Below are 14,543 nucleotides of genomic sequence, written 5' to 3' on the forward strand. Positions count from 1 at the left end.
GTCAACTTGGCCAGTAGGGAGTGAAGGATGCCGGAAAGCGTCGAGACAGTTGTCATCGGCGGAGGCCAGGCCGGCCTTTCGATGAGCTATCATCTCGCCCGCAAGGGTCGGGAGCATGTGGTGCTAGAACGAGGGCGCGTCGCCGAGCGCTGGCACAGCGAACGCTGGGACTCGCTGGTCTTCCAATTTCCTAACATCATGCTTCGCCTGCCAGGTCAGCCGTATGCCGGCGATCAGCCTGACAGCTTCATGGACCGGGAGGGCGTGGCGCGGTTCGTCGCGGACTATTCCGTCAGGATTGCCGCTCCGCTGCGCTGCGGAGTGAACGTTACCTCCCTGCGGCAGACGGACCAAGGGAGCTTCCTCCTGCAGACCGGTCAAACTGCGCTGGAAGCGAAAAACGTGGTGGTTGCGACAGGCCCCTTCCAACTCCCGTCCATTCCATTGTGCAGCGCGTCGCTTCCGTTCTCAATCCATCAAGTCACAGCGAACCGCTATACCCGGCCATCCGACCTTCCTGCCGGCAATGTGCTCGTGGTTGGATCCGGTGGTTCGGGTTGCCAGATTGCCGAGGAGCTGCGCGAGGCCGGCCGCAAGGTCTTTTATTCAATCCGGCGCCATCGCCGCATGCCTCGCCGGTACAGGGGGCACGACCTGATCTGGTGGTTGGAAGCGAGCGGCATGACCGATTACACGAGCGAGGGAATGCCACCAGAGTGGCGCAACGCTAAGGCGCCACTGATGACGGGAGTGCGCGGTGGCCGCACGGTCGATCTGCGGCAAATCGCCCGCGAGGGGATTACTCTGCTTGGAAGTCTGCTGGATATCGTAGACGGCCGTTTGCACTTCGCCGCCGATCTGAATGAGAACCTGAAAGCGGGCGACGCAAGCTTCGTTCAGTTCGTCAGGACGATAGATGCATTTATCGAACGCGAGGGAATGGCACTGCCACCCGAGGAGGCATTCGACCCCCTTCTAAGGCAGGCTCCGGAGCCTCTTCGTGAGATCGACGTTCTCGACATGCGCGAGGCAGGCATTACTGCCGTGGTCTGGGCGACAGGTTACCGGTACGATTTCGGTTGGATCGACTGTCCCGTGTTCGACGAGCGCGGCGCGCCAAAGCAGCATCGCGGCGTGACAGCCGTGCCAGGGCTGTACTTTCTCGGATTGCTCCGCATGTACAAGGTCAAGTCGTCCTTTCTTTGGGGAGTGGGCGAAGACGCCGAATACCTCGCTGAGCAGATCGCAGTGGGCCGGCGGTGAGCGGCGGCTCTATCGTATTGAGCTCACTTGCTGGCTAAAGGCGGCAGAATTCATGAGACTCTCCGCTTGCGCCAATACTCGATTTTCTCGTGCAACTTCAAGCTGATTTGCCCTGTCCAGCCTTGCCCGCAAAAATATTCCGCTTCGCGCCAGACCCAAATCACCCTTACAACTCCGGCCATCCCGTCCCGAAGAAGAGGGGCGTTGGCCATCGTCACGAACGTTGGGGCGGGTTGCGGTGGACGCGGCAGCGTCGGGCGCGTGGATGTGATCGCAGGGCGGTTATCCGTGAGCGGACACAGCGTGCAGGACGTACGGCGCTTAAACGCCTCCGCCAGAATTTTGGCCAGCAAGCACTTGGCTGGTTGAAGTCTCTGGCAGGGGAGGCTGCGTACGGCAAAACCGTGTGGTCCTGGCACCCGTGGCTGGTGTTAAGCCGGCGGAGGTTCTTCGAAACCCGACCGGGTTCGATGAATCGCTAATCTGTCGGCGATGGAGGCAAGAGGAATTCGTCTCCAGGGAGAGCACGGCATAAGCCGTCAACCCATCGCGCAGGGAATGCCGGGCTGCTCCGGCTGTACCTGTATGCTCGTGTGCGCACTCTTTAAGTGCATTTGCACGCGAGACCGCGGGTGCAGCAAAGCACCCGGCATTCCCTGCGCCCTCTCACTTTCAGGGCGAAGCGAAACAGTACAACTCGGGCAAATCATGCTGCGAGAATGCGGACGTGTATCCTCTCCGTTGCTTGAATTCGAATCGAAGAACACACATCGATGTCGTCCCGGCCTTGAGCCGGGACCCATAGCCACAAATGTTTACGTGGTGCAGCGCTGGGCCGCAATCCCGTTCACAACCAACGTCAGTGGTTATGGGTCCCTGCGTTCGCAGGGACGACGAGGAGATAGCGTCGCTCGCAATGATGAATGAACAGCGTTGCTCCAAACCGCTACGCCGTCCGCGCAACCGATTTGCGCTTGCGCGGCCGGCCCGGTGCCACCTCGGGGCCTTGCCGATCCTCATGCAGCAGCGGCCTGATCTCCGCCGCCGGCTTCGGCGCGCTGAACAGGTAACCCTGCATTTCCGAGCAACCGAGTTCGCGCAGCAAGTCGCGCTGCTGTTCGGTCTCGACGCCTTCGGCCGTCGTCGTCATGTGGCGTTCGGCGGCAATGTTCACCACCGCTTCCACGATGCAGGAGGAGCCTTCCGGCTCGTCGATATCGGTGATGAAGCAGCGGTCGATCTTGATCTTGTCGAACGGAAAACGCTGCAGATAGCTCAGCGAGGAATAGCCGGTGCCGAAATCGTCGAGCGCGATGCGAACCCCGATGGCGCGGAGGTCGTGCAGAACGGCGAGCGCGGCCTCGTCATCTCTGATCAGCACGGCCTCGGTGATCTCAAGCTCCAGCCGGCTCGCCGCGAGGCCCGATGCGGCGAGCGCCGCCATCACCTTCAGCGCCAGCGTGCCGCTCCTGAATTGAGTCGGCGAGACGTTGACCGCGAGCCTGACATTGCCGGGCCAGGTCGCTGCCTCCTTGCAGGCCATGGTCAGCACCCATTCGCCGAGCTGGTTGATCAGGCCGGTGTCCTCCGCGAGCGGCACGAACTCGGCGGGCGAAATCATGCCGCGCTGCGGATGGCGCCAGCGCACCAGCGCCTCGCAGCCGGTTATCGCGTTGGTCTGCAGGCTCAGACATGGCTGGTAATAGACCTCGAAGCCGCCGTCGACGAGCGCCTGGCGCAGGTCCATTTCCAGGCTGCGGCGGGCGCGGACCTCGGCTTCCATCTCCGGTTCGAAGAAGCGATACGTGCGGCGGCCGGCGGCCTTGGCGGCGTACATCGCCAGATCCGCGTTCTTCAGGATCTGGTCGATATCGGATCCGTCTTGCGGCGCGAGCGCAATGCCGATGCTGGCGTCGGTGGTGACCTGGTGGCCGAGGCATTGATAGGGCGAGCGGATCGCCTCGAAGATGCGGCTGACGAGCTTCATCACGTCGTCGATATCATCGATCCCGGTCTGCACGATGGCGAATTCGTCGCCGCCGAGCCGGGCCACGAAATCTGATCTCCGCGTGCAGGCGGCGAGGCTGGCCGCGACCGATTTCAGGAGTTCGTCGCCGATCATGTGGCCCAGCGAATCGTTGACGCTCTTGAATTCGTCGATGTCGATATAGAGCACTGCCAGTGGCCGGTTCGGCGCGACGTAAGACAATTCGCGCTTGAGCCGCTCGTGGAAAAGGGTGCGGTTCGGCAAATCGGTCAACGAGTCGTAATGGGCGAGGTGAGTGATGCGCTCCTCGGCGCGCCGCCGCTCGGTGATGTCTTCATGGGTCGCCAGCCATCCGCCGTCCGCCACCGGTTCGTTGACGACCTGGATCGAGCGCCCGTCGGGCGTGGATATCACCATGGCGTTGCGGTGCGCGATGTCGCGGAGCACCATCTCGACGTAGTGATCGATGTCGCCGACGAACGAGCCGGTCTCCTTGCGATGGGCGATCACCTCGCGGAAGCTGCAACCCGGCTTCACGACTTCGGCCGATAGGCCGTACATTTCGAGGTATCGCCTGTTGCAGATGATGAGCTGCTGCTTCGCATCGAACAGCAACAGGCCCTGCGTCATGTTGTTGACGGCGGTGTCGAGACGCTGCTTTTCCAGCGTCAGCCGCTGCTTGGATGCGCGGTGCTGATAGGAAAGCTTGCGGACGACGAGAAACAGCAGCGCGGCGATCGCCAGCACGGAAAACCCGGTGACGGCGATCAGGATTCCGATCTGCTCGCGCCAGTCGGCTAGCGCGGTCGATGTGGTGATCGAGGCGACCATTACGATCGGAAAATTGGTCAGCGCGCGGGACGCGATCAGCCGGTCCTCGCCGTCGATCGGGCTGGTGAGGCGCGAGGTGCTGCGGGGCAGTTCGAAGACCTGCCGCTGGGCGGCCGGACCGGTCCTGAAGTTCTTGCCGACCAGCTCCGTCACATGCGGATAGCGTGCCAGCAGCGTGCCGTCGCTGTGGTGCATGGCGATGGAGGCACCGGGGCCGAGCGCGACTGTTGCGAAGAACTTTTCGAAATGGACGGGTTCGATGCCGCGGCCGATGACACCGAGCAATTCGCCGTTCGGCCCGGTGATCTTGCGCGCGATCACGGTGGTCCAGGCGCCGGTGATGCGGCTGTAGACCGCCTCGACCAGCATCTCCGGCGATTGCGGGCCGGACTTGAATGTTCTGAAGTAAGCGCGGTCCGCCGAGTTGACCGGCGGCGGCGGCCAGGCGGCCGACGCATTGATCAGATTGCCATCGGCGTCGAAGATGTTGATGCCACCGACATAGGACAGCGCGTCGATCTTGGATTTCAGGATGAGATGGATTTCATGGCCGGACATCCGGCGCTTGTAGTTTTCGAGCGTGGCGATCCCGCTGGAGCGCATGAACGCGATCAGGTCCTTCTGAACGACCTGAAAATCTTCGAGCTGCTGGTCGAAATGGCGGGCGAGCAGCAGCACGGTGTTTTCCAGCTCGCGTTCGCTATTGCGCAGCGCGCGCTCGCGGAAATTGCCAGCCATAATGGTCGCGCCGATCGCGATGGTGGCGATCAAAAGCGTACCGCCCAGGATCAACCAGCGGATCGGGCCGCCGCGAAAGGCGAACGCGATCTTCAATGATCTGGTGCCGGTTGAAACCATGGAACGCGATCGCTGCCGGGACATGAACTGCCGGAAGCGGCGTCCTCCCAAATCCGGCCTATACAATCGATACCGCGCCGGGATGGAGTTGACGTTAGGAAGTCTGGTTAACGAATGGTTAGCTCGGTGGCGACTGGGGGCTGTGACAACCACAGGGGAGGGTCGGGTTCCAGCCATCCCCAGGCGTCCGGGTCGTGACGAAGATAATTGCTGCAAGGATGTTGGCGGCAACGCCGGCCAGGATCGGCAGCGTATAGTCGTGGGTGAGATCGAACGCGAAGCCGGCAGCGCTGGGACCGATCAGGGTCCCGAAGGCGACGCTCGTGTAGAGAATGCCGATGATGCCGCTGACATTGCGGCCGCCGAAATCATCCATCACGACGGCCGGAAGCACGGCGACCCAGGCGCCGTAAATCATGCCGTAGACGAACGCAAAAACGGCAAGCGGCCAGAATGTCGTTGAGATTGTCCAGATCGCCAACGCGATCGCCATGCCCGCGAAGAGCAGGAGCAGGGCGGACTGGCGGCCGATCCGGTCGGCGACACCGCCGAGGAAAAACCGGCCGGCCGTGCTGCCGATGCCGATGATGCCTAGCAGCAGCACGGCGGATGTGGCCGGGACGCCGTGGTCCGCGGCATAGGGAACGAGATGCACGAACGGCACGAACAAGCCGAACGAGCAGATCAGGCAGGCGACGTATAGCGAGATGAAGCGTCGCGACCGGATCGCCTCGCGCACCGAAGCACCTTCGGCCTGTGTCAACATGGCTCCCTGCTGGAGTGGATCGCCATCGGGACTGAGGCCCCGGCCGCGCGGATCGTTCTCGAGAAGGAGCGCCATCCCCCCGCCGACAATCGCGGCGAATGCGCCGAGCGCAAGATAGGCGCCGCGCCATCCGAGCATCTCGATCAGGAACGCTGCCTGCGCCGGCATCACCAGTGTGCCAACCCCGATCCCGCTGACGGCGAGACCAGAGGCAAAGCCCCGCCGCCGCACGAACCAGCGCTGCACCGCGCCGACCGAAGGGACATAGGCGCAGCCGACACCAAGGCCGACGCCGAGGCCGTAGGCTGCGTACACCTCGACCAGGTTGCGCGCGGCACTTGCCGCGGCAAGCCCGAGGCCGATCAGCAGCATGCCCGCCAGCGCGAGGCGGCGGGAGCCATAGCGGTCGGCGAGGGGACCGCTGACGATGCCGAGGCCGAAATAGAGAAAGCCGGCCAGCGAAAACACCAGCGATACCGAACCGCGCGAGGCGTCGAAATCGCGCTGCAACGAGTCGAGAAACGCGCTGAACGTATAGGCGCAGCCGAAGCCGACAAAGGTCACGGCAAAAGCGGCAGCCACCACAAACCAGCCATAGAAGATGCGGGAATTGGGCAACGCTGACTGGACACTCAATGCTGCCTCCATGCGCTCAGCGACGGATGGCGGCGATGCCAGGATGTGACCCTCTGGAAAGCTGCGCCAGCGCGTACCAGCGTGGCTTCGTCGAGATTGGCGGCCACAAGCTGAAACGCGATCGGCATTCCGGCTGCGGAAAACCCGCCGGGCAGCGTGATCGTGGGATGACCGGTCAAGTTGAACGGGCAGGTGTATTCCTGCAATCTGGCGATCAGGTCCGGCCGGTCGCCGAGCGTCCGTATCATGGCGAGCGTCAAGGGTGGAAATGGGTGAACCGGAATGAGCAGCAGATCGATTGTCTCGAACAGCGATGCGATCCGGCCGCGCAATTCCAGCCGCCGCAGCAGGACTCTCTGGTAGTCGGAAGCGGATAACGCGCGACCTGCCTCGATGACGGCGGCGAGGACCGGGCCATAGTCGTCCTTGCGGGCGGGATAGGTTGCTTCGTGCGCGACCGCTGCCTCCACCGCACAATTCGGTACCCAATCGGCGACGGCCTGCTTCACGTCGGGAAACCGCACATCGACGATGTCAGTACCAAGGGCACGTAACGCCTTGATTGCTTCGCCCAGTACCTGTTGGGTCGCAACGTCTACGCCGTCGCTGCTCCACTTCGCGTCGAAGCCAATCCGCAGGCCTCTTACGTCCTGTTCCGCCGCAGCCAGATAGTCGGGCACAGGATCGAGGACGGCTGTGGGATCGGCATGATCGGGTCCGGCGATGATGCCTAGCATGGCGCTGGCATCCGTCGCGCTCCGGGCAATGACCCCGACATGGTCCAATGTCGCTGCGAGTTCGAACACGCCGTGGCGGCTGACGCGTCCCCAACTTGGCTTCAAGCCGGTAAGACCATTGGCGGCACACGGCCAGCGGATCGAACCGCCGGTATCGGACGCGAGCGAGCCATAGCAGAGCCCCGCTGCAGTTGCGACGGCCGAGCCACTTGATGAAATGCCCGGCCAGTACTCCGGATTCCACGGATTCTTTGGCGGCGTTACGGATGGATGGTGGTCGGAATAGGCGCCTTCCGTTAGCTGGAGCTTGCCCAGCACGACCGCGCCGGCTTCATTCAGGCGGTGCACCACCGTTGCGTCTTCATCCGGCAGGAAATCGCCGTGGACCACGGTACCGGCAGCGGTCGGAACATTCCTTGTCCAAAATAGATCCTTCACCGCAATTGGAACACCGTGCAGGGGCCCGCGATACCGGCCCGCTGCGATTTCGGCGTGCGCAGCTTCGGCTTGCGCCATCGCAGCATCGGCCATCACCCGGACGTAGCTGCCGAGTTCGCCATCTAAAGCGGCGATGCGATCGAGTTGCGCACGGGTCGCTTCCAGCGGAGAAATTTTGCGGGTCCTGATGCATGCCGCAAGCTCCGTGAGTTCAAGGTAGTGCAGATCGTCGGTGCAAATATCCATCCTGCCTCCGTCAGCGATGCGGCGCCTGGAATCTTCCGGCGAAGGACCATCGTCCGTCGTCAACACCGGTATAGACGTTATACCGGTGTCTATTGATGTCAACCGGTAAATCTGCTTTACTGGTGTTGCAATGTCGAAACTGTCCAGACAGTTCAAGGTTCCCGACGAGTTGGCCAATCTCTACGATTTCGCCAATACGCTCGACGTAAGGCATTTCACGCATCATGGCGTGCAGCATCCGCAAAGTGATGAACTGGCAAGCGCGAAGGAATTCGCAGTGTGGATGCGGCAACGTGGGCTGTTGCTCGCGGACGCGAGGGTTTCGCCGGCGATGCTCGCAACCGCGCTTGAGCTCAGGAGCTTGATCCGCGATTATCTGCAGCGTGATCCGCCTGAGCGAAGCAAGAACAGGGACTCGGTCCGCGCGCTGAACAAAGTGCTCAAACTGTTTCCGCTGCTCGCGACAGCAAGGGATGATGGCGGCATGGTGCTTAAGCCAGCGCGTGACGATGCGCTGGCGGGGCTCTCATCGATCATTGCGGAGCTCTACGACGGCTCCAGAAATGGAACGCTTGATCGGCTGAAAATGTGCGCTTCCGACGAATGCCGCCGCGTGTTCTTCGATCGTTCGAAGCCCGCCACGCGGCGATGGTGCATGTCGTCATTGTGCGGGAACCGCATGAAGACAAGGAATTATCGCGAGCGCCAGCGCAACGCTGAATAGGTCACTTGCGTGGATGGCTTCGCAAAACTGCACGAAGCACCTTCCGTACCGCAATGGTCACACGTGCGTGACAATTGAGAGGGCGTCGCCGCGCTCAGCGCTCCGCGCGATAGTGGCCGGACTTGCCGCCGCTCTTCTCGACGAGATGGATGCCTTCGATGCGAACACCGCGCTCGACCGCCTTGATCATGTCGTAGATCGTCAGGCACGCGACCGACACCGCCGTCAGCGCTTCCATTTCGACGCCTGTCGGGCCGGTGACCTTGACGGTGGCGCGGACGATGCACCCCGGCAGTTTTTTGTCAGGCGTGATGTCCAGCGTCACCTTGGACAACGCCAGCGGATGGCACAGCGGGATCAATTCCGATGTGCGCTTTGCCGCCATGATGCCGGCGATGCGGGCCGTGCCTAGCACGTCGCCTTTCTTGGCATTGCCGGAGACGATCAGATCGAGCGTGCCCTTGGCCATGACGACACGCCCCTCGGCGATGGCGGTGCGCTCGGTCGCTGCCTTCGCGGAGACGTCGACCATCCGCGCCTCGCCGGCGGCGTCGATATGGGTCAGGGCGCCGCCCTTGGAAGCCTTCCGCGCCATCTGCTAGCCGGTCCCGGTCGCGCGGGCCGTATCGGAACGTGCCAGCAATGCGCGGGTTGCCGCGGTCACATCGGCCTGCCGCATCAGGCTTTCGCCGACCAGAAAGGTCGACATGCCGACGCGCTCGAGGCGGGCGAGATCATCAGGCGTAAAGATACCGCTTTCGCCGACCATCAGGCGGTCACGCGGGATCAGCGGCGCCAGCGCCTCGCTGGTCGCAAGCGTGGTCTCGAAGGTCCGTAAGTTACGGTTGTTGACGCCGATCATCGGCGAACGAAGTTTTAGCGCGCGGTCGAGCTCAGTGCGGTCGTGGATTTCGATCAGTACGTCGATGCCGAGCGCAATCGCCGCGTCTTCGATATCCCTCGCGGCGGCATCGTCGAGCGCAGCCATGATGATCAGGATGCAATCCGCGCCATGGGCGCGGGCTTCCATCACCTGATAGGTGTCGAACAGGAAGTCCTTGCGCAGCACCGGCAGATTGGTTGCCGCGCGCGCCGCCACCATGAAATCGAGATGGCCCTGGAACGAGGGAGCGTCCGTCAGTACCGATAGGCACGCCGCGCCGCCGGCCTCGTAAGCCTTGGCCAGCGCCGGCGGATCGAAATCGGCGCGGATCAGCCCCTTCGACGGCGAGGCCTTCTTCACCTCGGCGATCAGCGCGTAGTCTCCACGGGCGAGTTTTTCCCGAATGGCGCGGACGAAGCCGCGCGGCGGCGGTGCCGCTTTCGCGCGAGCCTCGACCTCAGCAAGCGGATGCGCGCGCTTGGCCGCAGCGATCTCTTCGCGCTTATAGGTCTCGATCTTGCTCAGGATATCGGACATTTCTAGCGCCCCTTTGGACTCAGCCGCGTGAGACCGCGATCAGGTGCTTCAGCCGTGCCGCCGCCGCGCCGCTGTCGAGCGATTTCGCGCCGATCGCGACGCCTTCCTTCAGGTCCCTGGCACGGCCGGCCACGATCAGCGCCGCCGCGGCGTTCAACAGCGCGACGTCGCGATAGGGGCTGGGCTTGCCGTTGAGCACGCCTTGCAGCGCCAGCGCATTGGCGTCCGCATCGCCGCCCCTAAGCGCGTCGACATTGCAGCAGGTGAGCCCCGCGTCCTCCGGAGTCACCTCGAACGTAGTAATCTTTCCGTTGTCGAGGCTGGCGACAAAGCTCGCACCCGTGAGGGTGATTTCATCGAGCCCGTCGGAGCCGTGGACGACCCAGACGGATTCGGAGCCGAGATTTTTCAAGACTTGCGCCAGTGGCTGCACCCAGTGCCTGGAGAACACGCCGACCATCTGGCGCTTGACGCCGGCCGGATTGGAGAGCGGCCCGAGCAGATTGAAGATCGTGCGGGTGGCGAGCTCGACGCGGGTCGGGCCGACATTCTTCATCGCGGGGTGATGTGCGGGCGCGAACATGAAGCCGATGCCGGCCTCCTGCACACAGCGGCCGACCTGGTCGGGCGTGAGGTCGATCTTGACGCCGAGGGAGGCCAGCACGTCGGCAGCCCCCGAACGCGACGACAGCGCGCGGTTGCCATGCTTGGCGACGGGCACGCCGGCGCCTGCGACGATGAAGGCCGCGCAGGTCGAGACGTTAACCGAACCGGACCCGTCGCCGCCGGTGCCGACGACGTCGACCGCGTCCGCAGGCGCCTTGACCCGCAGCATCTTGCTGCGCATCGCCGCCACCGCGCCGGTGATCTCGTCGACGGTTTCGCCGCGAACCCTGAGCGCCATCAATAGCCCGCCCATCTGCGAGGGCGTGGCCTCGCCGGACATCATGGCATCGAAGGCGGAGGCTGCCTCGTCACGCGACAGCGTCGCGCCGGTGGCTACTTTTCCGATGATAGATTTGAGGTCGTCCATCGTTTGGCTTTCAAAATCGAGACCTCATGGTGAGGCGGCTCTTGCGCCGTCTCCGGACGATACTTCGCATCGCTCGGAGAACCATGAGGCCCGGCTCTCATCCTTCGAGACGCGGCCAAGTGGCCGCTCCTCAGGATGAGGTGAGTTATTATGCTCAATTGTTCGCGCCCGTCACCTGCGCAAAGGCGGCCGCGTTGATGGAGGTGCCAATCTGGGATTCGATCTTGGTCACGTATTGCGCGATCTGTTCGTCGGTCAGGCCCCGCTGCAACGTCTCCTTCAACTTCTTCAGCTCATCGGAGGCCATGTCGACCGGCGGCACCGTCACGTCGGTGACGCGCAACACGATCCACTCGCTGCCACCGGTGCCCGGCGTCTGCGTGACGCCGTCCTTGGGCGTCCGGAATGCGGCCGTGATGGCGGCGGAGGGCACGCCTGAAAGCGAGGCGTCGCGGCGGAAACCGGTCGCAGTCTCGACCCTTGCTCCGACCGCAGCCGCTTCGGCGGCGAGCGTGCCGCCTTGCTCGACCTTCTGCACCATCTCGGTTGCCTTCGCGCGCAACTTGCTCGAAATCTGGTCTTCGCGCCATTTTGCCTCGACCTGGCTGCGCACCTCGTCGAGCGAGCGCTCGCGCGAGGGCGTAATGCCGAGCACGTCGTACCAGACATAGCCGCCGGCAAACTGGATCGGTTCGTTGTCGACGCCGATATCGCTGTTGAAGGCCTGCGAAACCACGTCGAGGCCGCGCGGAATATTCGCCACCGGCTGGCCGTCGGGCGCCCGGCCGGAACGATCGACGGCCTCGATCGTGACAGGGCTGAGGCCGAGCTTCTGCGAAGCCTCGACCACATTGGCGCCGCCGCTGCGCTCGTCTTCCATCTTGTTCTGGATTTCGTTGACCTTGGCGCGCGCGCGTTCGGTCGCGATTTCTTTTTTCACCTGCGCTGCGACGCTTTCATAGGTCGGCGTCACACCCGGCTCGATCTTGCCGACCTTGACCAGCGCTACGCCGAACCGGCCCTGCACCGGCTGGCTGACTTCGCCTGACTGCAGCGAGAACGCGGCATCCGCAATCGCCGGATCGATGATTGCGTTCTTCGCGATCACGCCGAGATCGACGTCGGCCAGATTGAGGTTGCGCTCCTTGGCGACGTCGTCGAACGATGTTCCCGACGTGATGCGGCTGCGCGCGGCCTGGGCTTCGCCTTCGTTCGGAAAAAACATCTGCGACACTTCGCGCTTTTCCGGCGTCCCGAGCTGGTCGCGGCGCTGCTCGAAGGCCTTCTTCGCATCCTCGTCGGAGACCTCGGTCCACTTGCCGATCTCTTCGGGGCTGATCACGACAAAGGACAGTTTGCGATACTCAGGCGCGCGGAACTGGGTCTTGCGATCCTCGAAATAGGCGGCGAGCGCCTCGGGCGACGGCGGATCGATCGTGCCGGCCTGCGCCGCGTCGAGCGTGACGTACTCCATAGAACGCTGCTCGTTCTGGAAACGGGCGAGCGCCTCGATCAGGACCTTCGGTGGCTCCGCCCCGGCCGAGACGGCGCCGACGATCTGGCGCCGCAGCCCGACGCGCCGCTGTTCGGCGAGATAGCGCTGCTCGGTGTATCCGAACTGGCGGATCGTGGCCTGGAATCGCTGTGGGTCGAACTTGCCGCCCAATCCCTTGAAATTCGGGTCGTCGTAGATCAGCCGCATGGTCTCTTCCTGCGACTGGGCAAGCCCTTTGCGCCGGGCTTGCTCATCCAGCGCGGCTTCGGCGATGGTCTGTTGCAACACCTGCCGATCGAGCCCGAAGGCGCGGGCCTGCTCAGGGGTCAGCGGACGGCCGAAACTGCGGCCAAGCTGCTGCAGCTTTTCCGTGTAGATCTGGCGGAATTGCTCCGTGGAAATCTCGGTCTTGCCAATCGTGGCGAGCGACGACTGGCCAAATCCCTTGAAGATGTCGGCAATACCCCAAACTGCGAAACTGACAATCAAAACGCCCATCACGACGGCCATGACAACCTTGCCGAGCCAGTTTGATGAGGCTTTCCGAATTCCTCGAAGCATGGGTCCAACTTGTTTTTAAAGGAGAGGGGGAACCGGGTCGTGCCCAAGGGAATTCGATCCGGGACCGAATTCCGCAACAAGGCGTCACCGAGTTGAAAACGCATCATAAAGTGGCCGCGCCCCCCTCGCAACCTCGCCCGTGCGGGCTATTTGAAGCGGTCAATGGCCCCTGGATCGCCCGACGGGTATCTGGAACTGGCGGCGTGGCTCTGCTAGCGCATCTAGAACGCTGACATTTGCGGGACAATCGACATGACCGATGCCATCCGGCCGCTGATCGCCGGCAACTGGAAAATGAACGGCCTGAAATCCGCCTTAGGTGAATTCGAGGCAATGATCGCGGGGGCGGGTGCGTTGGCCGGCAGGGCCGACCTGCTGGTCTGCCCTCCGGCCACCCTGATCGGCGGCTTTGCCGATAGAGCGCTCGGTTCAAAACTCACGGTCGGGGCGCAGGATTGCCATGCCAAGGCCTCGGGCGCCCATACCGGCGATCTCTCGGCGGAAATGCTGGCGGATGCCGGCGCCACCGCCATCATTGTTGGGCATTCGGAGCGGCGTGCCGATCATGGCGAGGCCGATGCGGTGGTCCGGCAGAAGGCGGAAGCGGCTTGGCGGGCGGGCCTGGTGGCGATCGTCTGCATCGGCGAGACCCAGAAGCAACGCGATGCCGGCCAGACGCTGGATGTCTGCGGCGGGCAGCTCGCCGGTTCGTTGCCGGACGGCGCGACATCAGCCAATCTGGTAGTGGCTTATGAGCCGGTATGGGCGATCGGCACCGGTCTGACGCCGACACCAAAAGATGTCGAACAAGTTCATCGCTTTATCCGCGATGTTCTCACCAGCCGATTTAAGGCCGAAGGCAACAAGATCCGGATTCTCTATGGCGGATCGGTCAAGCCTTCCAATGCGGCCGAACTGATGGCGGTTGCCGATGTGAACGGCGCATTGGTTGGTGGCGCCAGCCTGAAAGCTGTGGACTTTCTGGCGATTGCGGAGGCCTGCTAACTCAGGCGGGCGCGCTTTCCTGCAACCGCTTCCAGTAGATCAGCGTGCCCGTCAGCCCCCCATGGGGTTTAAATGCGTAATCCGGAATCACGCCGGTCAGCTTGAATCCCATCCGCTCATACAGTCCCGCCGCACCTTCGTCCTCGGCGGTGTCGAGCACCAACAACCAGCGCCCGCGCGCGATCGCCAGCCGCTCGGCCTCGCGCAGCAGCGCCGTGGCGACGCCGCGGTGGCGGTGACTGATGCGCGTCATCATCTTCGCGATCTCGGCGCGATGCGGCTGGTTCGGCGGAAGGTCGAGCAACAGCGTGACCGTCCCGATCAGCCTGTCCCCGTCAAAGGCGCCAAGGATGATCCGCTCGCCGCGGCCTGCAGCGCTAAGCGAGTTGGACCAGAACGCCTCGGCCGTCTTCTGTGACAGTGGATGCATGAAACTGACCGAGCCACCGTTTGCCACGGTTTCGATCAGCAAATCACCGAGCATCGCGCAAGTTTCGGGCGACGGGTTCAAGGCTTTGATCAGGATGTCCGACATCAGGATGA

At 63.2% G+C, this 14,543-nt stretch carries 11 protein-coding genes; 3 read left to right on the forward strand and 8 right to left on the reverse strand.

What is annotated here, in order from left to right; translation table 11 throughout:
- Positions 1–27: 27 nt before the first annotated feature.
- Positions 28–1,263: a flavin-containing monooxygenase gene (locus YUO_RS0102405; protein ID WP_028345863.1), complete on the forward strand. Its 1,236-nt coding sequence runs from the start codon at positions 28–30 to the stop codon at positions 1,261–1,263.
- A 946-nt stretch (positions 1,264–2,209) separates the two neighbouring features.
- Here the strand turns inward: YUO_RS0102405 and YUO_RS0102410 are convergent.
- The 3 genes from YUO_RS0102410 to YUO_RS0102420 form a co-directional block, all read right to left on the reverse strand.
- Complete coding sequence (locus YUO_RS0102410; protein ID WP_035725775.1) at positions 2,210–4,939, reverse strand: bifunctional diguanylate cyclase/phosphodiesterase; 2,730 nt, start codon at positions 4,937–4,939, stop codon at positions 2,210–2,212.
- Between the two features lie 118 nt (positions 4,940–5,057).
- Complete coding sequence (locus YUO_RS39555) at positions 5,058–6,341, reverse strand: MFS transporter (protein WP_235782606.1); 1,284 nt, start codon at positions 6,339–6,341, stop codon at positions 5,058–5,060.
- Positions 6,338–7,762: an amidase gene (locus tag YUO_RS0102420; RefSeq protein ID WP_028345865.1), complete on the reverse strand. Its 1,425-nt coding sequence runs from the start codon at positions 7,760–7,762 to the stop codon at positions 6,338–6,340. The genes YUO_RS39555 and YUO_RS0102420 overlap by 4 nt, the downstream gene beginning before the upstream one ends.
- A gap of 130 nt (positions 7,763–7,892) precedes the next feature.
- On the opposite strand from YUO_RS0102420, the gene YUO_RS0102425 reads away from it, so the two are divergent.
- On the forward strand, positions 7,893–8,486 hold the full coding sequence (locus tag YUO_RS0102425) for a CGNR zinc finger domain-containing protein (RefSeq protein WP_028345866.1): 594 nt from the start codon (positions 7,893–7,895) through the stop codon (positions 8,484–8,486).
- A gap of 94 nt (positions 8,487–8,580) precedes the next feature.
- Here YUO_RS0102425 and moaC read toward each other — a convergent pair whose 3' ends face one another.
- The 4 genes from moaC to YUO_RS0102445 form a co-directional block, all read right to left on the reverse strand.
- Entirely contained in the window at positions 8,581–9,081 is a 501-nt protein-coding gene (gene moaC, locus YUO_RS0102430; protein ID WP_028345867.1) for a cyclic pyranopterin monophosphate synthase MoaC, read from the reverse strand.
- 3 nt (positions 9,082–9,084) lie between these two features.
- A complete protein-coding gene (gene trpC, locus YUO_RS0102435; RefSeq protein ID WP_028345868.1) occupies positions 9,085–9,906 on the reverse strand; it encodes an indole-3-glycerol phosphate synthase TrpC in 822 nt (273 codons plus the stop codon).
- Between the two features lie 19 nt (positions 9,907–9,925).
- Positions 9,926–10,939 (reverse strand): anthranilate phosphoribosyltransferase, encoded by a 1,014-nt coding sequence (trpD, locus tag YUO_RS0102440; protein WP_028345869.1) that lies wholly within the window; start codon positions 10,937–10,939, stop codon positions 9,926–9,928.
- A 154-nt stretch (positions 10,940–11,093) separates the two neighbouring features.
- Positions 11,094–12,995, reverse strand: coding sequence for a peptidylprolyl isomerase (locus YUO_RS0102445; RefSeq protein WP_028345870.1), 1,902 nt, complete (start codon positions 12,993–12,995; stop codon positions 11,094–11,096).
- A gap of 252 nt (positions 12,996–13,247) precedes the next feature.
- Here YUO_RS0102445 and tpiA point away from each other — a divergent pair, with 252 nt between their 5' ends.
- Positions 13,248–14,000: a triose-phosphate isomerase gene (gene tpiA, locus YUO_RS0102450; RefSeq protein ID WP_028345871.1), complete on the forward strand. Its 753-nt coding sequence runs from the start codon at positions 13,248–13,250 to the stop codon at positions 13,998–14,000.
- 1 nt (position 14,001) lies between these two features.
- On the opposite strand, the gene YUO_RS0102455 is transcribed toward tpiA, so the two are convergent.
- The gene (locus YUO_RS0102455) at positions 14,002–14,535 is read right to left on the reverse strand and encodes a GNAT family N-acetyltransferase (RefSeq protein ID WP_028345872.1); all 534 of its coding nucleotides are present in this window, start codon (positions 14,533–14,535) and stop codon (positions 14,002–14,004) included.
- Positions 14,536–14,543: the final 8 nt, after the last annotated feature.

The organism is Bradyrhizobium murdochi, from assembly GCF_000472965.1.
GTDB classification, from domain to species: domain Bacteria; phylum Pseudomonadota; class Alphaproteobacteria; order Rhizobiales; family Xanthobacteraceae; genus Bradyrhizobium; species Bradyrhizobium murdochi.